This window comes from Nocardiopsis sp. LDBS1602, from assembly GCF_035818715.1.
Taxonomy (GTDB): domain Bacteria; phylum Actinomycetota; class Actinomycetes; order Streptosporangiales; family Streptosporangiaceae; genus Nocardiopsis; species Nocardiopsis alba.
The window spans coordinates 268,168-294,767 of the sequence record NZ_JAYLVW010000006.1; the positions used below are offsets into that span (position 1 = coordinate 268,168).

At 70.8% G+C, this 26,600-nt stretch carries 23 protein-coding genes and 1 rRNA gene; 6 read left to right on the top strand and 18 right to left on the bottom strand.

Annotated features, from left to right (window positions below; all coding sequences use genetic code 11):
- Positions 1 to 8: 8 nt before the first annotated feature.
- Complete coding sequence (locus U9J66_RS19305) at positions 9 to 1,160, top strand: mechanosensitive ion channel family protein (RefSeq protein WP_014908560.1); 1,152 nt, start codon at positions 9 to 11, stop codon at positions 1,158 to 1,160.
- Between the two features lie 78 nt (positions 1,161 to 1,238).
- Here U9J66_RS19305 and U9J66_RS19310 read toward each other — a convergent pair whose 3' ends face one another.
- From U9J66_RS19310 to U9J66_RS19375, 14 genes are all read right to left on the bottom strand, one after another.
- On the bottom strand, positions 1,239 to 1,625 hold the full coding sequence (locus U9J66_RS19310; RefSeq protein ID WP_014911936.1) for a Rieske (2Fe-2S) protein: 387 nt from the start codon (positions 1,623 to 1,625) through the stop codon (positions 1,239 to 1,241).
- A gap of 106 nt (positions 1,626 to 1,731) precedes the next feature.
- Positions 1,732 to 2,379 (bottom strand): hypothetical protein, encoded by a 648-nt coding sequence (locus U9J66_RS19315; protein ID WP_161110151.1) that lies wholly within the window; start codon positions 2,377 to 2,379, stop codon positions 1,732 to 1,734.
- A 249-nt stretch (positions 2,380 to 2,628) separates the two neighbouring features.
- Positions 2,629 to 5,463, bottom strand: coding sequence for an excinuclease ABC subunit UvrA (gene uvrA, locus U9J66_RS19320; protein ID WP_014910945.1), 2,835 nt, complete (start codon positions 5,461 to 5,463; stop codon positions 2,629 to 2,631).
- Positions 5,464 to 5,796: 333 nt separating this feature from the next.
- The gene (locus U9J66_RS19325; protein WP_017535444.1) at positions 5,797 to 6,801 is read right to left on the bottom strand and encodes a TerC family protein; all 1,005 of its coding nucleotides are present in this window, start codon (positions 6,799 to 6,801) and stop codon (positions 5,797 to 5,799) included.
- Positions 6,802 to 7,142: 341 nt separating this feature from the next.
- A complete protein-coding gene (locus U9J66_RS19330; protein ID WP_014913624.1) occupies positions 7,143 to 8,225 on the bottom strand; it encodes a glycosyltransferase family 4 protein in 1,083 nt (360 codons plus the stop codon).
- The gene (gene murJ, locus U9J66_RS19335; RefSeq protein ID WP_161110152.1) at positions 8,222 to 9,865 is read right to left on the bottom strand and encodes a lipid II flippase MurJ; all 1,644 of its coding nucleotides are present in this window, start codon (positions 9,863 to 9,865) and stop codon (positions 8,222 to 8,224) included. Before murJ ends, U9J66_RS19330 begins: the two co-directional genes overlap by 4 nt.
- Positions 9,849 to 10,709 (bottom strand): hypothetical protein, encoded by an 861-nt coding sequence (locus U9J66_RS19340; RefSeq protein WP_326338316.1) that lies wholly within the window; start codon positions 10,707 to 10,709, stop codon positions 9,849 to 9,851. The genes murJ and U9J66_RS19340 overlap by 17 nt, the downstream gene beginning before the upstream one ends.
- The gene (locus tag U9J66_RS19345) at positions 10,706 to 11,806 is read right to left on the bottom strand and encodes a copper transporter (RefSeq protein WP_014912520.1); all 1,101 of its coding nucleotides are present in this window, start codon (positions 11,804 to 11,806) and stop codon (positions 10,706 to 10,708) included. Before U9J66_RS19345 ends, U9J66_RS19340 begins: the two co-directional genes overlap by 4 nt.
- Positions 11,803 to 12,975 (bottom strand): putative cytokinetic ring protein SteA, encoded by a 1,173-nt coding sequence (gene steA / locus U9J66_RS19350; RefSeq protein ID WP_014912133.1) that lies wholly within the window; start codon positions 12,973 to 12,975, stop codon positions 11,803 to 11,805. Before steA ends, U9J66_RS19345 begins: the two co-directional genes overlap by 4 nt.
- Before the next feature lie 142 nt (positions 12,976 to 13,117).
- Positions 13,118 to 14,830: a DNA repair protein RecN gene (recN, locus tag U9J66_RS19355; RefSeq protein ID WP_161110154.1), complete on the bottom strand. Its 1,713-nt coding sequence runs from the start codon at positions 14,828 to 14,830 to the stop codon at positions 13,118 to 13,120.
- Between the two features lie 51 nt (positions 14,831 to 14,881).
- Complete coding sequence (locus tag U9J66_RS19360) at positions 14,882 to 15,808, bottom strand: NAD kinase (RefSeq protein ID WP_017535446.1); 927 nt, start codon at positions 15,806 to 15,808, stop codon at positions 14,882 to 14,884.
- 112 nt (positions 15,809 to 15,920) lie between these two features.
- Entirely contained in the window at positions 15,921 to 16,721 is an 801-nt protein-coding gene (locus U9J66_RS19365; RefSeq protein ID WP_202421413.1) for a TlyA family RNA methyltransferase, read from the bottom strand.
- A 21-nt stretch (positions 16,722 to 16,742) separates the two neighbouring features.
- Positions 16,743 to 16,922 carry a hypothetical protein gene (locus tag U9J66_RS19370; RefSeq protein WP_014909622.1) on the bottom strand — a complete coding sequence of 60 codons (180 nt, stop codon included), beginning with the start codon at positions 16,920 to 16,922 and terminating at the stop codon, positions 16,743 to 16,745.
- An 85-nt stretch (positions 16,923 to 17,007) separates the two neighbouring features.
- The gene (locus U9J66_RS19375; RefSeq protein WP_237449902.1) at positions 17,008 to 17,742 is read right to left on the bottom strand and encodes a membrane fusogenic activity family protein; all 735 of its coding nucleotides are present in this window, start codon (positions 17,740 to 17,742) and stop codon (positions 17,008 to 17,010) included.
- A gap of 198 nt (positions 17,743 to 17,940) precedes the next feature.
- Between U9J66_RS19375 and U9J66_RS19380 the strand changes: the two genes are divergently transcribed.
- From U9J66_RS19380 to U9J66_RS19395, 4 genes are all read left to right on the top strand, one after another.
- Positions 17,941 to 18,291 carry an SCP2 sterol-binding domain-containing protein gene (locus U9J66_RS19380; protein WP_017535449.1) on the top strand — a complete coding sequence of 117 codons (351 nt, stop codon included), beginning with the start codon at positions 17,941 to 17,943 and terminating at the stop codon, positions 18,289 to 18,291.
- Positions 18,292 to 18,442: 151 nt separating this feature from the next.
- Positions 18,443 to 19,723, top strand: a complete 1,281-nt coding sequence (locus U9J66_RS19385) for a DUF1015 domain-containing protein (RefSeq protein WP_017535450.1) — start codon at positions 18,443 to 18,445, stop codon at positions 19,721 to 19,723.
- Between the two features lie 130 nt (positions 19,724 to 19,853).
- Complete coding sequence (locus tag U9J66_RS19390; RefSeq protein ID WP_326338317.1) at positions 19,854 to 20,666, top strand: aminoglycoside N(3)-acetyltransferase; 813 nt, start codon at positions 19,854 to 19,856, stop codon at positions 20,664 to 20,666.
- Between the two features lie 180 nt (positions 20,667 to 20,846).
- Positions 20,847 to 21,854, top strand: a complete 1,008-nt coding sequence (locus U9J66_RS19395; RefSeq protein ID WP_017535452.1) for an HAD-IIA family hydrolase — start codon at positions 20,847 to 20,849, stop codon at positions 21,852 to 21,854.
- Positions 21,855 to 21,898: 44 nt separating this feature from the next.
- Here U9J66_RS19395 and U9J66_RS19400 read toward each other — a convergent pair whose 3' ends face one another.
- Positions 21,899 to 22,303, bottom strand: coding sequence for a single-stranded DNA-binding protein (locus tag U9J66_RS19400; RefSeq protein ID WP_326338318.1), 405 nt, complete (start codon positions 22,301 to 22,303; stop codon positions 21,899 to 21,901).
- A 364-nt stretch (positions 22,304 to 22,667) separates the two neighbouring features.
- On the opposite strand from U9J66_RS19400, the gene U9J66_RS19405 reads away from it, so the two are divergent.
- Positions 22,668 to 23,672 carry an MBL fold metallo-hydrolase gene (locus tag U9J66_RS19405; protein WP_014913395.1) on the top strand — a complete coding sequence of 335 codons (1,005 nt, stop codon included), beginning with the start codon at positions 22,668 to 22,670 and terminating at the stop codon, positions 23,670 to 23,672.
- An 87-nt stretch (positions 23,673 to 23,759) separates the two neighbouring features.
- On the opposite strand, the gene U9J66_RS19410 is transcribed toward U9J66_RS19405, so the two are convergent.
- From U9J66_RS19410 to rrf, 3 genes are all read right to left on the bottom strand, one after another.
- Positions 23,760 to 24,176: an NUDIX domain-containing protein gene (locus U9J66_RS19410; RefSeq protein ID WP_161110161.1), complete on the bottom strand. Its 417-nt coding sequence runs from the start codon at positions 24,174 to 24,176 to the stop codon at positions 23,760 to 23,762.
- Positions 24,177 to 24,241: 65 nt separating this feature from the next.
- The gene (locus tag U9J66_RS19415) at positions 24,242 to 26,269 is read right to left on the bottom strand and encodes a tetratricopeptide repeat protein (protein ID WP_326338319.1); all 2,028 of its coding nucleotides are present in this window, start codon (positions 26,267 to 26,269) and stop codon (positions 24,242 to 24,244) included.
- A gap of 239 nt (positions 26,270 to 26,508) precedes the next feature.
- Positions 26,509 to 26,600, bottom strand: a 5S ribosomal RNA gene (rrf, locus tag U9J66_RS19420); the annotation flags it as partial.

Consider the following 26,600-nt stretch of genomic DNA (forward strand, 5'->3'; position numbering starts at 1 on the left):
TCCACATCGTGACCGTCGAGCACTGGATCGCGATCGGCATCGCCATCGCGCTCTCCATGGCCCTGGTCTTCGCGTTGCACTGGCTGCTCAACCACAAGTTGGGCAAGATCTGGCCGATGGCGCGATACGTGGTCTCGCGATCCGCGGTGACCGCCTACACCGCCGCGGCCGTGGTGGGCGCCAACCTTGCGCTGCCCAGCGTGGGCGACGTCGGCTGGAGCACCTACCAGACCATCCAGCACGCGATGCAGATCCTGATGATCGGCACGCTGACCGCCCTGGGCATCAGCCTCGCCTACGCCGCCACCGACATGGTGCTCCAGCGCCTGTCCGCGAGCAACGGCGACGCCGACCGCCGGGCACGCCGCCTCCAGACCCAGGTCCGTCTGCTGCGCCGGGTCATCACCTCCATCATCGTCGTCCTGGCGATCGCCGCCATCCTGTTCACCTTCGACGCGGTGAAGGCGCTGGGCGCCGGACTCCTGGCCTCCGCGGGCATCATCGGTATCGTCGCCGGTGTCGCCGCCCAGTCGACCCTGGGCAACCTGTTCGCCGGACTCCAGCTCGCCTTCAGCGACGCCCTCCGCATCGGCGACGTGGTCGTGGTCGAGGGCGAGTGGGGCCGGGTCGAGGAGCTCAGCCTGGTCAACGTCACCATCAAGATCTGGGACGAGCGCCGCCTGGTGGTCCCGGTCGCCAACTTCACCACGACCAGCTTCGAGAACTGGACGAAGTCGGGCACCAACATCACCGCCAAGGTGCAGCTCCCCCTCGACTGGGAGGTGCCCATCGCCGAACTCCGCGAGGAGGCCGGCCGTCTGATCACCTCCAGCGATCACTGGGACGGGCGCAGCTGGTCCTGCCAGGTCGTGGACATCAGCGAGAGCGGCGAGGTGATGGTGCGCGTGGTCGCCACCGCCGCCGACACCGGAGCCCAGTGGAACATCGCCTGTGAGATCCGCGAACATCTCATCACCTGGCTGACCACCCACTACCCGGAGTCCCTGCCGCGCAAGCGCACCGAGTTCGTCGGCGGCGAGGAGGACTCCTCCTACGCCTCGCGTTTCCCCACCTCGGCCTTCCGCCGCAGCGTCGCGGCCTCCGCCCTGGCCCACGACGACGCGGGCGACGCGCGTTCGGGCGACCCCGAGGAGGTCTGACCCCCTCCCCGACGTACGAAGCGGCCCCGTCGAGTCCGACTCGACGGGGCCGCTTCGCGTCGACGTCCACCGACCGTGTCAGTCGAGGATGATGTCCTCACCATCGATGGTGACCGTGAAGGGCTCCAACGGCTCCTGGGCCGGCCCGGTGACCGGCTCGCCCGAGGTGATGTCGAACTCGCTTCCGTGGCACAGGCAGCGGATCACCTCGTCCTCCACCTCCTGCACGGTGCATCCACCGTGGGTGCAGGAGGCGCTGAACGCCTTGTACTCGCCCTTCTCGGGCTGGGTGACCACCAGCTTGCTCTGACTGAAGACCGCCCCGCCGCCCTCGGGCACCTCGTCGACCTGACCGATCACGTGACCGCGGCGTATCTCCTGGGGGTCCGGAGGTTCGCCACAGGCGCTCACAGCGGTGACGGCCGCCGCCGCGCCCGCCGTACCGAGCAGACGCCGCCTGCTCACCCCGCACCCGCATGTCCTCTTTCCGGCCACGACCGAACGCTCCTCACCTGCGCCTGACAGTCCACTACGAACTGTAGTAGCCCGCCCGGAGTGCCCGATCCCGCCCCTACCGTGCCGGCGGGAACCGGTGACCGTCGGCGGGGTAGGGAGGCGTCGTCTCCCCCGCCGGCGGCGGGTAGGGGGCCAGACCGTACTCCCCCGGCGGGGAGGGCGGCATCGGCGGCGGGACCGGAGGTCCGTACCCCTGCGCCCCGTGAGGGACCTGCGCGTGGAACCCCTCGTGCGCGCCCGCCGCGTCCCAGGGACCGGGCGCCGGTGTCCCGTGACCGTCGGGAAGGTAGAAGGCGACCGCCTCGGCGCCGCGGATCACCGCCTCCGAGCGCCCGTACTGGGCCACCCGCACACGGACGCGCCGACCCGGCTCCAACAGGTCCTTCCAGGAGTAGGTGAAGTGGGCCCGCCCCCCGACGTGGACGGGGCTGTCGATCGGACGGTCTCGGGCCACGACCCACGCGTCCTCGACCTTGACGTACTCGCTGGCGCGGATCTGCACCTCGGCCCCGCGATCGACCCCCTCCAGCACCACTCCGACGGACAGGTCGTACAGGGCCCCCTGAGGCTCGTACTGGCCGACGAGGGCGTAGAACGCCCCCTCACGACCCTCGTGGTCCACGTCGAACCGGAGACTGCGCCACTCTCCGGCGGGGAGCCTCTGCGGTCGGGTCTTGTGGAATTCTCGGTGGAGCGGAAGCACGGGGGGTCCTCTCTCGGGCCCGGAGAACGTGGGGGCGAACGCGGGAGCGGGGCGGGGACGCGGCCATGGACGTCTCGGGGGCACGGTTCTCGGTCGGATCGGGGTGGTCCCTTCGACGGCCCAGGTTCTCACGACCGGGAGGCCACCGGATCCCGATATCACCCCCTGAAGGGTGTACTCCAGGCGGAACCGGAGCGGGGCCCGCGTCACCGGAGGGCGACGCGGGCCCCGAACGGACCGAAGGGAGGGTCAGAGCATCTTGGCGAGGAAACGACCGGTGTAGGACTCCGCGACCGCGGCGACCTCCTCCGGGGTCCCCTGGGCCACGACCATGCCACCGCCGGAACCGCCCTCGGGGCCCATGTCGATGACGTGGTCGGCGGTCTTGATGACGTCGAGGTTGTGCTCGATGACGATCACCGTGTTGCCGCTCTCGGTCAGCCGGTCGAGCACGCCCAACAGCTTGCGGATGTCCTCGAAGTGCAGACCCGTGGTCGGCTCGTCCAGCACGTACACGGTGCGCCCGGTGGAACGGCGCTGAAGCTCCGCGGCGAGCTTGACCCGCTGGGCCTCACCGCCCGACAGGGTCGTGGCCGGCTGCCCCAACCGCACGTAGCCCAACCCCACGTCGCTGAGCGTCTGGAGGTGGCGGCGGATCGCGTTGATCGGCTCGAAGAACTCCAGGGCCTCGGAGATGGGCATGTCCAACACCTCGGAGATGTTCTTGCCCTTGTACTTCACCTGAAGGGTCTCCCGGTTGTACCGGGCTCCGTGGCAGACCTCGCAGGGCACGTACACGTCGGGCAGGAACTGCATCTCGATCTTGAGCGTGCCGTCGCCCGCGCAGGCCTCGCAACGGCCGCCCTTGACGTTGAAGGAGAACCGGCCCGGCTGGTAGCCGCGGGTCTTGGCGTCGGTGGTCTGCGCGAACAGCTTGCGCACGTGGTCGAAGACCCCGGAGTAGGTGGCCGGGTTGGAACGCGGGGTACGACCGATCGGGCTCTGATCGACGTGCACCACCTTGTCGACCTTGCCGGTGCCGTTGACCCGCAGATGCCGACCGGGCACGTCGCGGGCACCGTTGAGCTCCTTGGCCAGGGCCTTGTACAGGATCTCGTTGACCAGGGTGGACTTACCCGAACCGGACACACCGGTGACCGCGGTGAACACCCCGAGCGGGAAGGTCACGTCGATCCCGTCCAGGTTGTTCTCCCGCGCCCCTCGGACCACCAGTTCATGGCCCTTGGTGACCGGCCGCCTCAGCTTGGGCAACTCGATGGCGCGCCGCCCCGACAGATAGTCGCCGGTCAGCGAGTCGGTCGAGGTGAGCAGCTCGTCGACGATGCCCGAGACCACGACGTGGCCGCCGTGCTCGCCCGCGCCGGGGCCGATGTCCACGACCCAGTCGGCGGCGCGGATGGTGTCCTCGTCGTGTTCGACCACGATGAGCGTGTTACCGATGTCGCGCAGCCGCTGGAGCGTCTCCAACAGGCGGGCGTTGTCGCGCTGGTGCAGCCCGATGGAGGGCTCGTCCAGCACGTAGAGGACGCCCACCAGCCCCGAACCGATCTGGGTGGCCAACCGGATGCGCTGGGCCTCGCCGCCCGAGAGCGAACCGGACGAACGCGCCAGGCTCAGGTAGTCCAGACCCACGTCCAGCAGGAACCCCAGCCGGGCGTTGATCTCCTTGAGCACCTGGGAGGCGATGACCATGTCCCGGTCGGAGAGCGTCAGGTCGGCGAGGAAGGCGGCGCTGTCCCGCAGCGACATCGACGCGACGTCGGCGATCGAGCGACCGCCCACGGTCACGGCCAGCACCACCGGCTTGAGCCGGGTCCCCTCACAGGTGGGGCAGGGCACCGTGCGCATGTAGCCCTCGAGGCGCTCGCGCGTGTGGTCGCTCTCCACCTCGGAGTGGCGGCGCCGCACCCAGGGGACGACCCCCTCGAACTCGGTGTAGTAGGAGCGGCTGCGCCCGTACCGGTTGCGGTAGCTGACGTGCACCTGGGTGCCGTGCCCCTCCAGGATGGCCTTGCGCGCCTTGCGGGGCAGACGCTCCCAGGGGGTGTCCAGGTCGAAGCCGATCGCCTCGCCCAACGCCGTGAGGATCCGCTCCCAGTAGCCGCTGTTGGGCCCACCCGACCAGGGCGAGATCGCCCCTTCGGCCAGGGTCTTCTCCGGGTCGGGGACCAGCAGGTCGGCGTCGACCTCCATGCGGGTGCCCAGACCGGAGCAGTCGGGGCAGGCGCCGTAGGGGGCGTTGAAGGAGAAGGAGCGCGGTTCGAGCTGTTCGAAGGAGAGGTCGTCGTAGGGGCAGTACAGGTGCTCGGAGAAGACCTTCTCGCGCTCGGGGTCCTCGGCGTCCAGGTCGACGAAGTCCAGCACGATGGTTCCACCGGCCAGCTTCAGCGCCGTCTCGATCGAGTCGGTGAGCCGGCCCGGGGAGCCGGGCTTGACGCTGAGCCGGTCCACGACCACCGCGATGTCGTGCTTGTCGTAGCGGCCCAGCTTGGGCGCCTCGTCCAGCCGCACCGCCTCGCCGTCGACCACCGCGCGGGTGTAGCCCTTGGACTGGAGTTCCTTGAAGAGTTCGACGTACTCGCCCTTGCGGCCGCGCACGACGGGGGCCAGCACCTGGAAACGGGTGCCCTCGGTCATCTCCATGACCCGGTCGACGATCTGCTGCGGGCTCTGCCGGGCGATCTCGCGGTGGCACTCGGGACAGTGCGGCACGCCCACCCTGGCCCAGAGCAGGCGCAGGTAGTCGTAGACCTCGGTGATGGTCCCGACCGTGGAACGCGGGTTGCGGCTGGTCGACTTCTGATCGATGGAGACCGCGGGCGAGAGGCCCTCGATGAAGTCGACGTCGGGTTTGTCCATCTGACCGAGGAACTGGCGGGCGTACGCCGAGAGGGACTCGACGTAGCGGCGCTGGCCCTCGGCGAAGATCGTGTCGAAGGCGAGCGAGGACTTGCCCGATCCGGACAGCCCGGTGAACACGATCATGGAGTCGCGTGGCAGATCCAGGGACACGTCCTTGAGGTTGTGCTCCCGTGCTCCACGCACCACCAGTTGTTCGACCATCGAGTGAGACATCCTTCGGCTGTGACGCACCGGACGTCCAACCACGTCGCGTGACGTCGGTTGACCCGTGCGGCTTCGCGGTACGGCGGTCGCGGACCCATCAGGGCCGCCTCGGCCTCGGGGCCGGGCCGCTGAGGGGAAGCGGGGAGGAGGAGATCCCTACCCCGTCCGACAAGACCAACGATCGCCCATGACGGTTTCTTCCACCAGAAGAGAGTGGTGGTGCCCATGACGCTCCGGCGTCAGAACACCACCACTATAGACGAACAGCCGTTCGAAACGACGAGGTTCGGCTCGATCTCCTCGATCGGATCCGGCCGGATCCGGCCGGGGTCAGGAACCCTCGATCGCCTCGCTCTCGGCCTTCTTCTTCGAGTCCGAGCGGGACTTGATCAGGCTGCCGACGACGGTGATGGTCATGATGCCGATGATGACGGTCAGCGAGGTGCCGATGCCGATGTCGATGACGTGGACGCCGTTCTCGTGCAGCGCGTGCAGGATCATCTTCACACCGATGAACACCATGATCGCCGACAGGCCCCAGCTGATGTAGGCCAGACGGTCCATCAGCCCGGCCAGCAGGAAGTAGAGCTGGCGCAGACCCATCAGGGCGAAGGCGTTGGCGGTGAAGACGATGTAGGCGTCCTGGGTCAGACCGAAGATCGCCGGGATGGAGTCGACGGCGAAGACCAGGTCGATGACGCCGATCGCGACGATCACCAGCAGCATCGGGGTGACGTGACGACGGCCGTCGAGCTTCACCGTGAGCTTGGCGCCGTGGTAGTCGTCGGTGACCGGCCAGAAGCGCTTCACCAGACGGACCGCGGGGGTCTGGGTGAAGTCCTTCTCCTCCTCGTCGCCCTTCACGTGGTCACGGACGATCTTGTAGCCGGTGTAGATGAGGAAGACGCCGAAGAGGTAGAAGACCTCGCTCCAGGCGTTGATGACCTGGGCGCCCAGGACGATGAAGACGCCGCGCATGATGATCGCCAGGACGATGCCGACCAGCAGCACCTCGTGCTGGTACTTCTTCGGCACCGCGAACGCCGTCATCAACAGATAGAAGACGAAGAGGTTGTCGATGCTCAGGCTCTTCTCGGTGACGAACCCGGCGAAGTACTCCGCGCCCGAGGTCGCCCCGCCGAAGTACATGAGACCGAGGCCGAACACCACGGCGATACCGATGTAGAAGACGGCCCACCAGGCGGCCTGCTTGATCCCGAATTCCTTGGGACCCTTGGTCTTGCTCCAGGGGTGGTCGACGATGATCAGATCCAGCGTCAGGATCAGGATCATGGCCGCGATCGTGGCAGCCCAGACCCACAGGGGAACGTTCACGGACGGATTCTCCTCCGGTCGGTGCGCGCGAGCGTTGTGCGCGCACGATAACGAACCGGAGGTCTCTCCCGCCCACACCGGAACGGTGTGGACCGACGGAACCGGGAGCACGCCCTTGTACTCCGTGATGACGGCGCCGCCGCGACAGGGATACTCCCCTCACGTGGTGAAGCAGGCGCATGAAGCGCACCCGACCAGGGTACGCCACACGAGCCGAAGATCAGCATGCCATCAAAAGATCGGTAAGGAAAATCGCCGGCCCGGTGGTACCGGGGCCACCCCGGGGACACATTCACCAGACCGTTCCGCCGGCCACCGCCCCGTCCGAAGGCGACCGGGGCTCACCCCCGCGTCACCGCCTTGTACAGAGCGCACGCGGCCTCCACCGCGTCCTCCTCGTCCGGCAGGTTCCGGGCCGCCTCGCGTGAGCGCGCCCGCAGATCGGCGGCGTACTCGGGATCGTCCAGCACACGCCCCACCGCCGCGGCGAACGCCCCGGCGTCCCCCGGCGGCACCATCTCCACCGTCCCCTCGTACAGGTCCGGGATCCCACCGACCCGGGTCGCCACCACCGGGAGCCCGGCGCGCAACGCCTCCATGATCACCAGTGAGGGCCCCTCCCAGCGCGAGGGCAGACAGAACAGGTCCGCGGCCGCCAACAGATCGGCCACGTCGCTCCGACTCCCGAGCATGCGCACGTCCGCGTCCATCTCGGCGGCGGTGTCGTGCAGCCTCCCCCACAGAGGACCGTCCCCGGCGATCGCCACCACCGGCTCGGGCGCGCGGTCGGCGATCGCGGGCGCCGCCTCCAAGAGCACGTCCAGCCCCTTCTGCTCGGCCAGGCGCGCCACGGTCAACAACAGAGGGCGTTCCGGGGTCACCGCCAGATCCCGACGCGTCTCCTCCCGCCCCTTGATCGTGCCGCCCGTGTCCGGAGCCGCCACCACCGCCGGTCGGGCGTCCGCGGCGCCCGCCGCGCGCAGCCGGCGCACCAGGTCGCCGGAGACCCCCGTCACCAGATCGGCCCTGGCCGCCACGATCCGCTCCAGCACGGGGAAGGCCGCCGACAGCGGCCCCGAGACCGAGGGCGGGGCGTTGTGCGCGGTGACCACCAACGGGCGCGCTCCGGCCAGGGCGCACAACGCCCCCGCCCGCATACCGTGCGCGTGCACCACGTCGGCCCCGCCCAACAGGGCCCGCAGCCGCACCACCGCCCGCGGATCGTTCCACGACGGCGACGGGCCGATCCGTACCTCCGAGAACCGCATGCCCGCCTCGGAGAAACCGAACTCCCGATCGGCCTCGGGCGGCCCGACCACCGCCACCCGGTGACCCCGCCGACGCAGCCCCTCCCCCAGCGAGCGCACGTGGCGGCCCACACCTCCGGTACTGCTCCCGATCACCAACGCGATCCTGTCGTTCACCTCGTCCCCCTCCTACGTTCGAGTACGTTCCGGGCCCGGTCGGCCACCGCTCGCACGGCGGGGCGGTCCACCAACGCCGCGACCGAACCGAAGACCACCAGCGCCGCGCATCCGGCGCCCATCGCCGCGACCACCGCGGCCCCGGTGCCCCCCTGCGGCGCGATCTCGGCCACGATCCGGCCCGCCGCCGTACCGGCGCCCCCGCCCAGTGCCGCGGCGGCCAGGGAGCGGGGCAGCCCCACCAGGCAGGCACGTCCGTGCGCGCGGACCACCCCGACGCACAGCAGGGCCGCCGCCAGACTCAGCCCGATGGCGGTACCCGCCCCCAGGCCCGCGATCGCCCACCCCGTCGGCGACGCCGAGACCAGCGCGACCGCGCACACCATCACCACGACCCAACCCACAACCTGCGCGGCGGCGGCCCGACGACCGTGGTGGGAGGCGTACAGGGCACGACCGAGCAGGGCCACCAGCGCGAACCCCACGACACCCGGCGCGTAGGCGAGCAGGGCCCGCTCCAACGGCAGGGGATCGACCTGGGCGAACACCGACGCCACGGGGCCGGCCGCGCCGGCCAGAGCGGTGCCCGCGGCGGCGGTGATCACCACCGCGGCCTTGGCCGAGGCCGACACCAGCCGGGCGAACCCCTCCCGGTCGTCCTCGGCGTGGGCCACCGTCAATTCGGTGAAGGCGCTGGTGGCGATGGGCACCGCGATCACCCCGTAGGGCAGTGTGAACAGTGCCCACGCGTAGCTGTAGAGCACCGCGGCCCCGGCGCCTCCGCCCCAGTTGGCCAGCGCCACCGCCACCAGCAGCGACACCTGCATGGCCACCAGGGGCAACAGGGAGGCCATCGCCAGGGCCCGCACCCTGGCCCCCACACCGGGCGGGAAGGTCAGACACGGCCGCGGCCGCAACCCCAGCCCCCGGGCCGGCACCAGGGCCGTGACGAACAGCGCCACCACGCCCAACGTGGTGCCCAACGACAGGACGAGCTCCGCCGGAAGCGGCAGCCCCGCCGGATCCCGACGGTGCCCCTCCCCCAGGGGCACGAAGGCCAGGTAGGCGGCGATGACCACCAGGCTGGACACCAACGGGGCCAACGCCGGCCCCAGGAACCTGCGGTGCGCCTGCAACACCCCGTACAGCACGGCGGCCAGCCCGTAGAAGACCACCTGGGGCGCGAACACCATCAGCATCCGGGAGGCCAGGGAGAGCAGAGCGGCGTGGTCGCAACCGCCCGCCCCGCCCAACATCAGCGCCATCGCCGGCACCGAGGCCAGGGCGAGCAGCGCCGCCAACGGCAGGGAGAGCAGCAGTACCCAGGTGATCAGCGCGGACGTGGTGTGGCGGACCTGGTCCCTGTCGCCGTTGCGGACCGCGGCGGCCAGCACCGGCACGACCATGGCGGTCAGGGCCCCGCCGATGACGATCTCGAACAACACCGCCGGCAGTTGATTGGCGGTCACGTAGGCCGTGCCCAGACAGGTGTCGCCGACGGTCTGGGAGAAGACGACGGTACGGCCGAAACCGGCCAGCCGCGCCCCCACCGTGACCACGGCGATGAGCGCGGCCGCGGCGGCGACCCCCCGGGTCACCTCGCCGTCACGAACCGGCCGGTCCTCACGTACCCCGCCCACCCGTCACCTCCGGAGCGTTCCTCCCCCAGCGGTCCAGACGGCGCAGCGCCGGCACCCGCTCGATCACCCGGGAGAAACTGGTGACCTCGCTGGCCAGGGTCAGACCGACCACCCCGCCCAGCAGTGCCGCCCGGACCGGGCGCGGGGCCTGGGCCACCGCGGCCACACCCAGGGCCGCGCCCAGGGCGTTGGCCCCGGCGTCGCCCAACATGGAACGCTCGGCCAACTCATCGGGCAACAGCGCCGCCGAGGCGCCCAACACCGGGCCCACCAGGGGCGCGGCCGGGGTGACCAGAGCCGGTGCCGCCGTGAGCAGCGCGAACTTCACCGCGCGGCCGGGACGCAGATCGAACAGGTTGATCAGATTGGCGCCCGCCGCGATCAGGGCCCCGTCCATCAAGGTGTCCAACGGACCCCGACGCAGCAGGGCGGCGGCCACGATCCCGGTCGCCCCGATCCCCGCCATCTTCACCGCCCCGGTCGTGACCTCGCCGCGACGCAACGCGCCCAGATGGCCGCGCAGCCCCTTGGCCCGGTCCGATCCGGCCAGATCGTCGTAGGCGCCGAACCCGGCCGCGCCCGCGGCGGCCACGATCGAGGCCGCGCGCACCCGCGGGGACACCCCCGGGGCCAGCGCGGAGGCCGCGCACACACCGGAGGCCAGGGCCGGCCCCTCCTTGAGGGTGACGGTCCTCCCCCGGAAGTTGGTCCGCCGCCAGGCCTCGGAACGTCCGGGCCCCCGGGTGATCAGACGGTAGGTGGAGCGGGCGGCCAGCCCGCCCAGGACGACCCCGGTCAGCCCTCGGGCGGCCAGGGTCGGGATCCGGTCGAACACGACGGTCACTCCTCCTCTCCGGAGGCGGAGCGACGGGCCTCGTCCTGTTCGCCCGAGGAGGCGTCGGCCTCGGGGGCCTCGGGGTCCTCGCTCGCGATCGGTCCGGGCAGCGGTTCGGGCAGGAAACCCGAGACGCCCTCGCCGATGCCGTAGGCCCCCCGGGTCCCCTCCAGGGCCCCGGCCAGGGCCAACACCGTGACCACGTCACCGGTGGGTCGACCGGCCACGTCCACCGTGCTGTAGGGGGCCTCCTCCGCCAGGGCACGGGCGATCAGACCGCCCTCGCCGGCGGCCTCGGTGCCCCCGGCCAGGACCGTGGGGCCCACGGTCTCGCTCAACGCCGTGGTGAACCCGGTCAGGAGGGTGTTGGCCGCCTCGCTCTCCCCTTCCGGAGCCCCGGCCGGGGCGACCACCAGCAGGGCGTCGGCGGACCGGGCCGGGTTCCCCCGCACACTGATCAGGCCGCCCTCCTCGAAGGCGGCCAGGACGGCCTCGGCGCCCTTGGAATCGTCCTCGTCGGAAGGGCGGGCGCTCTCCTCGACGTCCTCTTCGCGGGGGCCCTCGCTCGCCCCCTCCTCAGGGGCCTCGGGGGTCTCCGTCTCCTCGTCGAGCCCGACGGCCAACGCCCGACCCAGCTCGACCCCCGCCTTGTCGTAGGGGCCGCCGGTCAGGTCCTCGGGGGTCAGGGACACCTGGAGGGCGAGCTCGTCGACGAACGTGGCTCCACCGTCGTCGACGAAGGCGTCCTCCAGGGACACCCGCCCTTGGACGTCGGCCCCCGCCGCCTCCGCCCGTTCCTCCAAGGAGGCCACCATGTCCTCGTCCGCCCCGGGAGCGCCGATCACGACCAGGCCGACGTCGCGCAGCCGATCCTCCAACACGTCGTCGCCGACGGCGTCGGCCAGACGGTCGGCCCCCTCGTTGAGCCGATCGGCGCTGTCGCGCTCGGCCCTGAGCTCCTCGCTCTGCCCGCGCAGGTCGGCGGTCTCGGACTGGAGCGTGTTGAGCAGCGGGTCCTGGAGCATCGTGGTTCCCAGGACCAGCCCGACGGTGAGCGCCAGGAACACGGCGACGATGGACACCAGGTGGTAACGGAAGTCGATCACGTGAACAGCCCCGTCAGCGAGTACACGAACGCGTCCCAGCGCGCCGCGAGAAAGGTGAGGTAGACCTGGCCGGCCGGTGAGCAGTAGGCGGCGACCACGATGGTCAGAAGGCACGCGGCCACCAGGCCCAGCAGTGCCCACGGAGAGATGCGGGAACGGTACAGACGGCTCACGCCCTTGGCGTCGACGAGTTTGCCGCCGACCCTGAGCCGGGTGAGGAAGGTGCTGGCCATCCCGGCGCGGCCCTTGTCGAGGAACTCCTCCATCGTGGCGTGGGTGCCCACCGCCACGATGATGCTCGCCCCCGCCCCGTCGGCGAGCATCATCGCCACGTCCTCGCTGGTGCCGGTCGCGGGGAAGACCACGGCGTCGTGCCCCAGGTCCCGCAGCCGTTGCAGTCCGGGCGCCCGACCGTCCCGATAGGCGTGCACCACGAGTTCGGCGCCGCTGCTCAGGGAACGGTCCGAGACCGAGTCGAAGTCGCCGACGATGATGTCGGGCCGGTATCCGGCCTCGATCACCGCGTCGGCTCCGCCGTCCACACCGATGATGACCGGGCGGAACTCGCGTATGTAGGGTCTGAGCGCCGCGATGTCCTCTCGATAGTGGTAGCCGCGGACCACGATGAGGACGTGTCTTCCCTCCATCGCGGTACCGATCGCCGGGATCCCGATCCCGTCCAACAGAAGATCGCGCTCGCGTTGCAGGTAGGCCATGGTGTTGGCGGCGAAGGCCTCCAACTGGGTCGCCAGACCGGCACGGGCCCGGTGCATGGCCTCCTCCACCGTCTCCCGGTCCTGGAGGACGCCTCGGGCGACGACCTCCTCGCCCCGATAGAGGGTGTCGCCCTCCAGACGCAACCGTTCCCCGTCGCGCACACGGGTGAAGACCTCGGGATCGACGTCGTCCAGCAGGGGGATCCCCGCGCCCACGATCAACTCCGGCCCCTGGTTGGGGTAGCGGCCGCTGATGCTGGGGGCGACGTTGAGCACGGCGCCGACCCCGCAACCGACCAGCGCCTCGGCGCTGACACGGTCGAGGTCGACGTGGTCGATCACGGCGATGTCGCCGGGGCGCAGCCGCTTGGTCAGGTTCTTGGTACGACGGTCCGAGCGGACGGGAGCGACCAGCCCGGTGGAGGTCTCCGCCCGAGAGCGTCGGAATCGCATGACTGTCGCGCTGAGCGCATCCGATACCTTCATCGCTGGCATACTGTCAGAACTCGCTCACGTAGAGTTACAACAGTCGGCCGATCGGCGTTTTCGGGGCAAAACGTCGCCGGTGTCCGCTCAGGACACCGGCGACACCCCCTCAAGCCCTCGGATACGCCCGATCCGGGTCGGCGTTGCCCAACAGCTCCTCGGCATGGGCCCGACCCAGCTCCGAATCCTCCAGACCGGCCAGCATCCGGGACAACTCGCGCACCCGACCGTCCCGATCCAGACGGACCACACCGCTCTCGGTGACCAGCCCCTCCGTGGACTTCTCCACCACCAGATGGGCGTCCGCGAACGCCGCCACCTGCGGCAGGTGCGTGACCACGATGACCTGGGCACGACGGGCCAACCGGGCCAGACGCCGCCCGATCTCCACCGCCGCCTTACCGCCCACCCCGGCGTCCACCTCGTCGAACACGAACGTGGGCACCGGATCCGCGCCCGCGAACACGACCTCGATCGCCAACATCACCCGCGAGAGCTCACCACCGGAGGCACCCTTGTGCAACGGCAACGGAGCCGACCCCGGATGCGGGGCCAACAACAGCTCCACCTCGTCACGACCGTGCGGGCCGAACTCCTCCCCCGTGGTGATCCGCACGCTCACCCGGGCGTGCGGCATCGCCAACGCGGTCAACTCCTCGGTGACCGCCTCCCCGAAACGCTCGGCCGCGGCCTCACGGATCTCGGTGAGCTCACCGGCCGCCTCGGCCATATCGGCCGCCGACTCCTCGACCTCGGCCCGCAACTCCTCGATCCGCTCGTCGTCGCCGTCCAGCTCCGACAACCGCGCGGAGGCGTTCTCCGCCCACGCCAACATCTCGTCGGTGGTCTCGCCGTACTTGCGCGCCAACTGCGTCAACAGGGCACGACGCTCCTGCACCACCGCCAGCCGGGCCGGATCGGCCTCCACCGACTCGGCGTAGGAGGCCAACTCGGTGGCCGCGTCGGTGATGATGTAGGACGCCTCGTCCAACCGGCTCCCGATCGAGGCCAGATCCTCATCGTGCTCACTGACCGAGGCCACCGCCTGCCGGGCCGCCGACAAGAGCCCCACCACGTCGGCCTGCACGTCGGCCGCGGCCGGATCGCCCGTGAGCGCCTCGTGCGCGGTGGTCGAGGCCACCCGCAGCCCATCGGCGTGCGCCAGCCTCGTCTCCTCCGCCGACAACTCGGCGTCCTCACCCGGCACCGGCTCGGCCGCGGTGATCTCCTCCACCCCGAACCGGAGCAGATCGGCCTCCTGCGCGCGCTCACGCGCCCGCTCCACCAGCTCCTCCAGCTCCGCCGCCACCTCCCGGTGCCGCCGGTAGGCCACCGAATAGCGCTTCAGGACCTTGACCAGGTCGTCCCCGGCGAAACGGTCCAACGAGGACCGCTGCCGCTCGGCCCGCAGCAACCGCTGCTGATCGGACTGACCGTGCACCGCCACCAGGTCGTCGGCCAGATACGCCAACAGACTCACCGGCGCCGAACGCCCGCCCAACGTCGCCCGCGAACGGCCCTCCGCCGACACCGTACGGTTGAGGATGAGAACGTCGTCGTCGATGTCGCCACCGGCCTCCAGGACCCGGGTGGCCACCCGACCGCCCTCGGGAACGGTCAACCGGCCCTCGACCACCGCGCGACCGGCGCCGGGCCGCACCCGCTGCGGATCGGCCCGCCCACCGAAGAGCAACCCCAGCCCGGTGACGACCATGGTCTTACCCGCGCCGGTCTCACCGGTGACCACGGTCAGACCCGGTGACAGCTCCAACACGGCGTCGTCGATGACACCGAGGCCTTGGATGCGGACTTCTTCGAGCACCGATCCCTCTCCTGAATAGTTGACGCCCTGTGCGTGTGCCTACGCCGGCACTCAGCGTTCGTGCTCGACCCGGCCCCGCCAGCCGGCGACCGGGAGGCCGAACTTGGCCACCAACCGGTCGGTGAACGGGGCGCGATGCAGCCTGGCCAGACGGACCGGCGTATCGGCACGGGTGATCTCGATTCGTGCCCCCACGGGCAATTCGACCATACGCCGTCCATCACACCAGAGCACGCCCGGCGTGGTGTCCGGAAGCACCTCCAACGCCACCGTCGCCTCCGGCCCCACCACCAGGGGACGGGCGAACAGGGCGTGCGCGCTGATCGGTACGACCATGAGGGCCTCCACGTCCGGCCACACCACCGGACCGCCCGCGGAGAACGCGTGCGCCGTGGACCCCGTGGGGGTGGCGCACACCACACCGTCACAGCCCCAGCTGGACAGGGGACGACCGTCCACCTCCAGGACCATCTCCAACATGCGGCGGGAATCGGCCTTCTCCACCGTGGCCTCGTTCAACGCCCAGGACCGCACCGGCGGATCCCCATCGCCACGGCCCCCGTTGAAGACCGCCACGTCCAGGGTCATCCGCTCCTCCACGACGTAGTCGCGGTTGACCACACTGCGCACCGTGGCCCCCAGGTCCTCACGCTCGGCCTCCGCCAGGAAACCCACGTGCCCGAGATTGACCCCCAACAGCGGCGCCCCCGCGGGGCGGGCCAGCTCCGCGGCGCGCAACAGGGTGCCGTCCCCGCCCAGGACCATGACCAGCTCCACCCCGTGGGCGGCCACCTCCGGAGCCACCGCCTCCACCGGGGACAGCTCACAACCCACGGCGGCCAACTCCCGGACCTCGTCCTCGAGCATCCGGACCGTCAACCCGGCCCCGCTGAGCCGCTCATGGACCAACCGCGCGCTGCGCACGGCCGCCGGCCTCCCGGTGTGCGCCAGCAGGAGAACACTGCGTCCGCCGGTCATCGCCGTCCCCTCACGTTCACGCCCCGACAGGGGGTCTGGTGCAGACCGGATGCCTCGTGCGGACCCGGCCGGGTCACGTTACCGGACTCCTACGACGAGCGGCCACGCCCCCTCAGGACGGCCCCTCCTCGATCGCGCGCTCCAACCGGGCCGGATCCAACGGGTCGGCCCCGGCCCTCATCCACAGGAAGTACTCGACGTTCCCCGAAGGCCCCGGCAACGGACTCGCCGCCACGTCGACCACGCCCAGACCCAACGTGAGCGCGTGCGCGGCCACGTCCGTCACCGCCTCGGCGCGCAACTCCGGCTCGCGCACCACACCGCCCGCGCCCACACGATCCCGCCCCACCTCGAACTGGGGCTTGACCATCATCACGAAGTCCGCACCGGGATCGACGCAGTCGCGCAACGGCCCCAGCACCAACTTCAGCGAGATGAACGAAAGATCGCCCACCACCAGATCGGGACGGGGCTCGTCGATCTGCTCGGGGGTCAACTCACGGACGTTGACCCGCTCCATGACCTTGACCCGCTCATTACTGCGCAACGCCCACGCCAACTGGCCGTAACCGACGTCGACCGCCGTCACATGGGCCGCCCCACGACGCAACAGCACATCGGTGAACCCGCCGGTGGAGGCGCCCGCGTCCAACGCCCGACGACCGTCCACCGACAGTTCGAAGGCGTCCAGGGCACCGATCAGCTTGTGCGCGCCACGTGAGACGTAGGGCGGTTCGTCGGAGGGCGTGCGCACCACGATGGGTTGGTCGGTCCCGACCTGGGTGGCGGCCTTGGAGGCGACCATCCCCGCCACACGGACGAAACCGTTCTCGATGATCTCGGCCGCGTGGCCTCGGGAGCGTGCGTGACCGCGGCGGACCAGTTCCGCGTCGAGCCGACTACGTTTTGCCATGGTCACCTAGGGTACCGGGCGTTATCGCGCGCCTTGGGAGCCCTGCCCGAGAGCTCCCAGGACACCGGACAGTTCCTGCTGGAGGGCGTCGAAGACCGCGACGTGCTCGTGGGTGGGCAGCGCGTCCAACTCCGCCAAACGCTCCCGCGTGGCGCCGAGCGTACGCTCCGCCAAGGCCTCGGCCTCCTCCTCGGTGCTCATCGAGGCACGCCTCCCCTTCCACGTCCACGACCGGACGCCCTCTCACGACCGTCGTCCCACCACACTCGGAGGGACCCTACCCGAACTACTTCTTGCCGCCCTTGCCCTTGGCCCCGCGCTTGGGAGCCGTCTTGGCCCTGGCGGTCTTGGCGTTGCCCGCCCGGCTCTTGGCGCGGGTGGCCGAGGCCCCCTTCGAAGCGTCGGAGGCCTCGCTCTCCGCGGCCTCCTCCGACCCCTCGTCGGAACCCTCGGAGCGCTCCTCCCCGGCCGAGGACCCCTCGACCGCGGGCTCTGAGGAAGAGGGCGCCGTCTCCTCCACCGGCTCGGAACCGACCGTCGACGCGGCCGCCTCGGAGTCGGCCGCCACCGAAGCCTCCGGCGCCGGCACGGGCTCCCGCCGGTCATCCTCACCCTCGACCGGGGCCGGCGACGTCGAGGAGGTCTCCCCGCGCGAGGCCGCGACCCGCTCCACCGGCTGACGGGCCGCCATCCTGCGCTCCAACTCCGCGACCCGGCGCACCACACGCTCGTACTCCGAGCGCGGCACCATGTCCATCCGCTCCAGGGCGCTCTCCACCTCGGCCCGCACCAGATCGGCGATGGCCGCCCGGTTGGCCTGACTGGTCTCGATCAACTCACCGGCCAGAGCCTGGATGTTCTGCCCCAGACGCGGAGGCGGACCATCGGCCTCCGCGACCTGCGGCGAGACCGAACCGTTCGCCTTCAGCAGGGACTTGGCGGCCGCGACCGCCTGCTTGCGGGAGAGTTCGGTGAGGCCATTGGCGGCATCGAGATAGGTGCGTACCGCGTCGACGACCATGATGACGTACTCCTTGATGGGGCCGAAGGAGAAAAGGAAAGGGAACGAAGGCAGGAGGGAGGGGCCTCGTGCTCCGGGGATCGACACCAACGCTACCGGGCCCGGCGCTCCCATGACACGCGAACCGACCGACCCGCCCTCCGCCCTCTCCACCCGGAACAACGGCGGAACCATCCCCATATAGGGCATCATGAGCCTATGAGCAGCATCGACGCGTGTCTGGACGGCATCGCCCGAACGAACGAGCGTATCCTCGCCCGCCCCGAGGCCGAACGCCGCGAGCACATACGCGAACGCACCATCAGCGTGATCGTCCCCGACCTGGGAACCGCCTTCGACATGCGCCTGACCGTCGACGGACTCACCGACATCGTCCACCGCCCGCTCACCTCCCCCGGCGGCCCCGCCCAGGTCAAGGTGACCGTCTCCGGCGACGACCTCGTGGCCCTGGCCGAGGACCGCCTGGACCCGGCCAAGGCCCTGGTCAGCCGACGTCTCAAGGTCAACGCCAGCGTCGGCGACCTCCTGCGCATGCGCCGCCTCCTGTGAAGGACGCGCCCGGGCCGAGAACACCGCCACCGCCCACGTGAGCAGAGGCACACCCGCCCTCCCCGAGCGGGAGGGCCCCAGCGACCGGGACCGTGCCCCCTTCTCCCCCGACCGCCCACGACCGCCGCCCGCGGGAGGGTACCTTTCTGGGATGCCACGCCGACCTCTTGACCTGGCCCCCTTCCGGGGACTGCGCTACGCGGCCCCCGACGTCGATCGCTTCATCGACGGCGATTTCGACCTCTCCCGCCTCCTCGCGCCGCCCTACGACATCCCCGACGCCCGCGAGGCCCGCGAACTCCAACGCTCCGACCCCTACAACGCGGCGAGGGTCACCCTCCCCTACGCCCTGTCCCGGCACACCGCCGGCGAGGACACCACCGCCCACCGCTACCGGGGCGCCGCCGAACGACTCCACGGCTGGATCTCCGACGGCCGACTCGTCCGAGACCCCGAACCCGCCCTGTACGTGTACGAACAGGTCACCCCGAACGGCGAGACCCAACGCGGACTCATCGGCGCCCTGCGCCTCCCCGACGACGACACCGACCCGAGCCCCGTCCGCCCGCACGAGAACGTGGCCGAACCCCCGGTCCGCGACCGCTTCCTCCTCATGGACGAGACCCGTACCAACCTCGAACCCATCTTCCTCATCTACCGGGGCGGCGGCGGGGCCGCCACGACCATCACCGAGACGATCCCCCCACGGGAACGCCCTCTGATCTCCACCCGCACCGCCGACGGCGCCCACCACCGACTCTGGGCGATCACCGACCCCGAACTCCACCGCCGTGTCTCCGACGACCTGGCCGCACGCTCCGCCCTCATCGCCGACGGACACCACCGCTACGCCGCCTACCGGCGCCTGCGCTCCGCGCACGAGGAGGCCGACTGGGGGTACGGGCTGGCCCTGCTGGTGGACAGCGACACCCACCCGCCCCGACTCGGCTCGATCCACCGTGTCCTTCCCGGTCTGGACACCGAACGAGCCCTGGCCGCCGCCCGCACCGTCGCCCTGGTCGAACCCGTCCCGGCACCGGACCCCGCCATCCCGAACCGCACCAAGGCGCCCGCACTCCTACTGGCCTCCCCCGAAGGGGAGACCCACATGGTCCACGGGTTCGACGAGACCACCTTGGAGCAGGCCTCTCCCGGGCATTCCACCGCCTGGCGACACCTGGCCACCGCCGCCCTGCACGAGGTACTGCTCCCGCTGTGGCGTTACCCGGAGAGGCGGGTCCGCATGGTGCACGACGACCCGCACGAGGCCGTGGAACTGGCCCGCGCCACCCGAGGCACCGCCGTCATCGTCCCCCCGATGCGGATCGACCAGATCTACGCCCTCACCGACCAGGGCGAGTTGACCCCGCGCAAATCCACCTCCTTCGGCCCCAAACCACGCACCGGCCTGGTCATGCGGACCCTGGACTGACCCGCCCCGGAACCCGCCTCGCCGACCGGCGGGGCGGCCTCTCCACGGCCCTCCCCGCGATATTCGCCGGCGCCGAGACCATCGCCTCTGCCAGGCTGAACATCCACCCCACCCGAACAGGAGCGACGCCGTGTCCACAGCCGACCCCGGCACGGACCCCGAGGGTCCCAGAACCCGCGCGAGCCTGGCCCGAGACCTCGCCCGGCTGGGCGTCCGACCCGGCCGGACCCTCCTGGTCCACTCCTCCCTCCGCTCCCTGGGGTGGGTATGCGGATCCGAGCAGGCCGTGGTCCAGGCGCTGACCGACGCCCTCGGGCCCGACGGAACCCTGGTCGTGCCCACCCAGACCTCGGACAACACCGACCCCTCCGGATGGGGCGCGCCCCCGGTGCCCGCCTCGTGGTGGCCCACGATTCGGGAACACACCCCCGCCTTCGACCCGCTCCACACACCCGGCTCCCACATGGGCCGTATCTCCGAGGCCGTGCGCACCCGCTCCGGCGCCGTACGCAGCCCCCACCCCCAGACCTCCTTCGCCGCCCTGGGACCCGACGCCGAACACCTCATGCACCCCCACCCGCTCGGTTCCGCCCTGGGAGAGCGATCCCCCCTGGCCCGTCTGGAACAGAAGCGGGCCCACATCCTGCTCCTGGGCGTGGGATACGACTCCTGCACCGCCTTCCACCTGGCCGAATACCGGATCCCGAACCCACGCCGCGCCGAGACCTCCTGCGCGATCGGGACCGAGACCGGCCGCCGGGAATGGGTCACCGTCACCGACGTGGACCTGAACGCCGACGACTTCCCCGCCCTGGGCACGGCCCTGGAGGAGACCGGAATCGTGACGACCGGCCCCGTGGGCGCCGCGACAGCACGCCTGTTCCCCCTGGCCGAGGCGGTGGGTTTCGCCACCTCCTGGCTGAGCGAACACCGCCCACGCTGAGACACGTGCGGGCAGGGCCACATCGCCCCGTCCGGAAACGGGACCACCGGGGGACACCGCGGACCGCACCGGGAGGAAGGACCCCGTCCACGAGGAGCCCGGACCACGGGAAACGGGACGAAGGCCATGGCCTAGCCTGGAGGCGACCACTCCCACCGCACAGAAGACGGACCGACCTCCATGTCCCTCCAGGCAGCCGACCGCCCGCTCGACGAACTCCACGACGCGATGCTCCTGGACCTGGACGGGGTCGTCTACATCGGCCCCGAGGCCGTGCCCGCCGCCCCCGAGGCCATCGGCAAGGCCCGCGCCGCCGGCGCCAAGGTCGCCTTCGTCACCAACAACGCCGGCCGCACCCCCGCGCGCATCGCCGAACACCTCACCCAGCTGGGCGTACCCGCCCTCCCCTCCGACGTCGTCACCTCCGCCGAGGCCGCCGCCCGTCTGGTCGCCGAACGCCACCCGCAGGGCTCCGACGTCCTGGTCGTCGGCGACACCGGCCTGCGCCAGGCCGTACGCCGCATGGGGCTGCGCCCCGTCACCGTCGACGACCCCTCGGTGGTGGCCGTGGTCCAGGGCTACTCCCGCTCCATCAACCGCGACCTCCTCGACCAGGGGGCGCTCGCCGTGGCGCGCGGCGCCTTCTACGTGGCCGCCAACGCCGACGCCACCGCGCCCGGAGAATGGGGCCACACCCCCGCCAACGGCGCCTTCGTCCGTGTCATCGCGCACGCCACCGGGGTCGAACCGGTCGTCGCCGGCAAACCGATGCGTCCCCTCCACGAAGAGGGCATGCTGCGCACCGGCGCCACCGACCCGCTCATCGTCGGCGACCGACTGGACACCGACATCGAAGGGGCCACCACCCACGGCGCGGCCGGCCTGCTGGTCCTGTCCGGGGTCGCCACCCCACGGGACCTGGTGGCCGCCCCGCCCCACCGACGCCCCCGCTACCTCGCCTGGGACATCTCCGGGATGAACCGGACCCACCCCGCACCGGAGCGGAACGGCGAACAGACCCTGTGCCGTGGCTGGACCATCACCACCACCGACGGAACGGTACACGTCTCCGGTGCCGGAGAACCTCTGGACGGCCTGCGTGCCCTGTGCGTCGCGGTCTGGTCGGACGAGAAGGTCGACCCCAGCGGACCGTCGGTCGTCGAGGCCCTGCGCGCCCTGGGTCTGTGACCTCCGCGGACGGGCGCCGCACCGGCCGGGGGTCATCGGCGCCCTCACCGTTCCCCCTCCCCGATCGGGGACACGGAGGCCACCTCCACCTCCAGGACACTGCGCACCCCGAGGGCACCCCGCCAGATCCGACGGCGTAGAGCACCCGTGGCCCGGACCACCGAGCCCCGACGCCACCCCGAGACCCGGTCCACGATCCGCTCCTCGAAGGAGACCAGGGTCAACGAATCGACCCTGCCCGTCGCCCCCGGACGGCTCGGATCACGCGGCCGGGCCACCCCGATCCGCCAACTGACCAGCCGATCCCCACTGGGCAGGATCCGCACCCTCGGCGGCGCGGTGATCCGACCCACCACGACCACCTCGTTACGGTGGCCTCGGTCCCGATCGGGCACCTCCGGTCCGACGGAGACGGCCGTCGGACCGTGCCCCTCGTCCGCCCCGGACACCACACCCCTCCGTCCCCCGTCACCGGGTGGCGGACCGGAACAGGAGACGGGGGCGCGTCGACGGGGGCCTGAGGGACCGGCGATGGAGAGGGCGCCGATCACAGAGAAGAACAGCGAGAGAAGAGCGTCGAGAACCGGGGCGAGAAGACGTCGAATGGACACGAGGGACTTCCTAACGTCGAGGAACACCTGACGCGCGCACTGATCCCAGGATCCCTCGGAGTCACCCCGGCGGAGAAGACCCGAATCGAATCTGTGGACAACCTCCCGACCCCGCCCCGAACAGCCATGACACCCTTGTTCTAGAGTCGGACCCGGCCCGGTGAACGGGCCGCACATCGTTCGTAGAAGAGGGGTGCCCGCCGTGCACAAGGACGTGGACGTCAGCGAACCGCCCGAGGGGATCGTCCCGCTGGGGGACGAGATCTATGCCATCGACACGATGCTGGCCGGTTACCCGGGCGTCGTGTCGGCCTACCTCATCCGCACCGAACGGCCCTGCATCGTCGAGGTCGGCACCGCGGCCTCCGCCACGGTGCTGCGCGACGCCGTCGTCCGGCTCGGCCTGGCCCCCGAGGACCTGGCCACCATCGTGGTCACCCACATCCACCTGGACCACGCCGGCGGAACCGGCGACATGGCGGCGCTCTTCCCCAACGCCGAGATCGTCGTGCACGAGCGCGGCGCCCGCCACCTGGCCGACCCGAGCCGGCTGATGGCCAGCGCCGCGATGGTCTGGGGCGACCGGTTGGAGACCCTCTTCGGCCACATGAGCCCCACCGAGGCGACCCGCATCCGCGCGGTCTCCGAGACCGGAGAGATCGACCTGGGCGGCGGCCGTCGCCTGGTCTCGCACTACGCCCCGGGTCACGCCAAACACCACATGGGCCTGGTCGACACCGGCACCGGCGACCTGTACGTCGGTGACGCCCTCGGCGTCTACAACCCGCTCACCGGGGACCTGCGACCGGCCACCCCGCCGCCGGACTTCGACATGGACGCCTGCCTGCGCACCCTGCGGCTGTTCGGGGACATCGGCGCCCAGAGGCTGATGTTCTCGCACTTCGGCGCGTTGACGGAGGTCGAGGCCACCATGGACCGCGCCGAGCGAGAGCTGCGCCTGTGGGTGGAGACCGTACGCGACTCCCACGACACCGGAGGCGACCTGGACCACGCCATCGCGATGGTGCGCGACAAGGTGATCTCGCGCTACCGCCCCAACCCGCCGGAGGCCTCCCCCGGGACCGTCGCCGTCCTGGACACCCTCAGCGGTCCGGAGGCCAACGTGAGCGGCATCGTCCACTGGCTGGATCGGCTCGCACGAGAGCAGGAACAGGCTCGGAAGAAGGCCGAGGAGGAGCGGGCCTGACCCGCGCGGGGTCCGGGCACCGGAGAACCGGACGCGTTCCCCGGACCCCGCCCGCCCCGGTCACACCGTGATCGGGTCCGAGGCCACCTACGTCGGACCCCGCTCCGGAGCACCGGGAAGCCCGAGGGCCCGGATCAGATGCGCGTACAGCCCATCCGACCAGGACAGTTCCTCGTCCGACGGCAGACGATCGAAGGCACGTGCCTCGACGGTCTCGAACAGCCCGGTCAACGGCTCCACACCCAGGACCGGGGCATGGGTGACCACGGTGACGTGCCCACCGGCGAGCACGTAGTGGCCCGCCACCCGGATCTCCCCCAGAGTGGCGCCGGCCTCCTCCCGGGCCTCACGACGCGCCGTGGCGTACAGGTCCTCCCCCGGTTCACGATGTCCGCCGGGGAACTCCCACCCCCGCCGGCGGTGACGGACCAGGAACGGCCGTTCCCCCACATAGGTCAGGCAGACGACCGAGTCGTACTCCTCGGGGAGCTCCCCCAGACGCACGAGAGCGCCGCCGAGCGGCTCGAAGCCGTTCGGCGGCGCTTCATCGGAGTGATCCGAGATACCGATCAGTCCCTGTCGCGGTCCCGGTCGTCCTCACGGCCCTCGTCCTCGGAGGGGGCCTCTCGGACCTCCTCCTCGGGACGGTCATCGCGGGTCTCGTCCTCCGAGCGGTCCTCGCTCTCGGAACGCTCCTCGGAGTCGGGGCGCTTCTCGGGTTCGGGACGCTCTTCGGAGTCGTCCCGACCACCGTCGTCCTCACGCTCGTCGCGACGGTCGTCGCTCTCACGGCGCTCTTCACCCTGGTCGCCGCGGTCCTCGGAGTCGTTACGACGGTCACGAGGAGCCTCGACGAACTCCTCGGACCCACCGTCCTCCTCGACGTCGGTCCAGACGATCCCGTCCTCGACGTCGATGTCGACCAGCTCCACACCCTCGAGCACGGCCAGACGCTCATCGGCGTCGGTCACGCCCTCCCGGTCCACCGACGAGGCCCTCGCGAAGTACTCACGGGCGTCGTCGGTGCGTCCCAGCTCTTCGAGGACGTCGGCGTAGGCGTAGAACAGACGCGCCACATACGGGCGGGCACGACGTTCCTTCAGCTCCGGCACCTGGAGTTCGGCCAAGGCGGCCTTGGTGTCGCCCATGTCGCGACGGGCACCGGCGGCCACGATCCGCAGCTCGATCCGGTCGGCGGTGTCCAGGTTCCCCGCGGCGGGGTCGGAGGCGATCTCCAACGCTCGCTCGGGGCGCCCCAGGCCGCGCTCACAGTCGGCCATGACGGCGAGGAAGTTGTCCCGACCGCTCATCCGCCGCGCCGCGCGCAGGTCGGCCAGGGCCTCCTGCCACTTGCCGACGGTGTAGGCCGCGATGCCCGAGGCCTCACGGACCGTGGACAGTCGAGAGGCCTTACGGCGGGCGTAGGCCGCGTGCTGGTAGGCCTTCTCCGGGTCCTCGTCGACCAGCATGCCGGCCGCCACGATGTGCTTACCGATGAGCTCGGCCAGGGACTTGGGCAGCGAGTGCAGATCGCGCTTGATCTCGCCGTCGAGCTGGTCGTAGGTCGCCTCTTCCGGGAGGGACGGGGCGATGTCGGCCGGGTCGCGGTCCTCACGCGGTCCACGACGGTCGTCTCGGCGGAAGTCACGCCCCCGGCCGCCGTCACGACGATCGTCACGACCCCGATAGCCGCCACGGTCGTCACGGCGATCCCGGCCGCCCTGGTGACCGCCACGACGGTCGTCACGGCGGTCACGATCCCCGCGGAACCCCCCGCGGTCATCGCGGCGGTCACGGTCTCCACGGAAGCCGCCACGGTCATCACGACGGTCACGGTCACCCCGGAACCCACCGCGATCGTCACGACGGTCACGATCGTCACGCCGGTAACCGCCACGACGGTCGTCGCCCCGGTCGTCACGGCCCCGACCGCCGCGGTCATCGCGACGGTCTCCGCGGAAGCCGCCACGGTCGTCCCTACGGAAGTCACGACCGCCATCACGGCGCTCTCCACCGCGAGAGTCGTCCCGACGGTCCCGGTCACTCCGGTAACCGCCGCGATCGTCCCCGCGGAAACCGCGGTCCCCGCCACGAGAGTCGTCCCGACGATCGCGATCGCCTCGATAGCCGCCACGGTCGTCACGGCGGTCCCCGCGATATCCACCACGGTCATCACGCCGATCGCGGTCGCCGCGGAACCCACCACGGTCGCGATCGTCACGACGGTAGCCACCGCGGTCATCGCGGCGGTCACGGTCACCCCGGAAGCCACCGCGATCGTCCCGACGGTCACGATCGTCACGACGGTAACCGCCACGACGGTCGTCGCCCCGGTCGTCGCGACGGTCCCGGTCGCCACGGAACCCACCGCGGTCATCGCGATAGCCCCCACGACGGTCGTCACGGTGGCCACCGCGATCGTCCCGACGGAAGTCACGACGTCCTTCGCGGCCCCTGTCGTCACGGGAGTCCCTGTAGCCGGACCGGGAACGGGACTCCTCACCCCGTCCGCGACCGCCAGGCCCACCGGAGCGGCTACCGCTGTGGTCGTTTGCCCCGGAGTCCTGGCGGTCTCCCGATCGGCTGTCCTCAGTCATCCAACCCGTCCGTCAACAATCAAAAGCGCTGCCACCTCGACCAGTAGCAGCGCACAGAAGTACTCGTACCCTCCAGCTTACGACATGGGACGAACCCGCATCACCAAAGCCGACAGCCGGGACGGTGTGCTTGTCCACAACACAGGCACAAAAAAAAGGGGGGCACCCCAAGGCATCCCCCAACACACAAAAAAGAAAGGGACACCCCACAACAGGGGCGCCCCTTCCTCCAAGAAAAACCGTGGCAGCGACCTACTCTCCCACCCCACCACAGGGCAGTACCATCAGCGCAAAGAGACTTAACGACCGGGTTCGGAATGAGACCGGGTGT

Bases quoted from the DNA above. Each gene is read 5' to 3' on its own strand.
- uvrA (WP_014910945.1), bottom strand. From the start codon at position 5,463: ATGGTCGAACAACTGGTGGTGCGTGGAGCACGGGAGCACAACCTCAAG.
- steA (WP_014912133.1), bottom strand. From the start codon at position 12,975: ATGCGATTCCGACGCTCTCGGGCGGAGACCTCCACCGGGCTGGTCGCT.
- U9J66_RS19360 (WP_017535446.1), bottom strand. From the start codon at position 15,808: ATGACCGGCGGACGCAGTGTTCTCCTGCTGGCGCACACCGGGAGGCCG.
- U9J66_RS19365 (WP_202421413.1), bottom strand. From the start codon at position 16,721: ATGGCAAAACGTAGTCGGCTCGACGCGGAACTGGTCCGCCGCGGTCAC.
- U9J66_RS19370 (WP_014909622.1), bottom strand. From the start codon at position 16,922: ATGAGCACCGAGGAGGAGGCCGAGGCCTTGGCGGAGCGTACGCTCGGC.
- U9J66_RS19375 (WP_237449902.1), bottom strand. From the start codon at position 17,742: ATGGTCGTCGACGCGGTACGCACCTATCTCGATGCCGCCAATGGCCTC.
- U9J66_RS19380 (WP_017535449.1), top strand. From the start codon at position 17,941: ATGAGCAGCATCGACGCGTGTCTGGACGGCATCGCCCGAACGAACGAG.
- U9J66_RS19385 (WP_017535450.1), top strand. From the start codon at position 18,443: ATGCCACGCCGACCTCTTGACCTGGCCCCCTTCCGGGGACTGCGCTAC.
- U9J66_RS19395 (WP_017535452.1), top strand. From the start codon at position 20,847: ATGTCCCTCCAGGCAGCCGACCGCCCGCTCGACGAACTCCACGACGCG.
- U9J66_RS19415 (WP_326338319.1), bottom strand. From the start codon at position 26,269: ATGACTGAGGACAGCCGATCGGGAGACCGCCAGGACTCCGGGGCAAAC.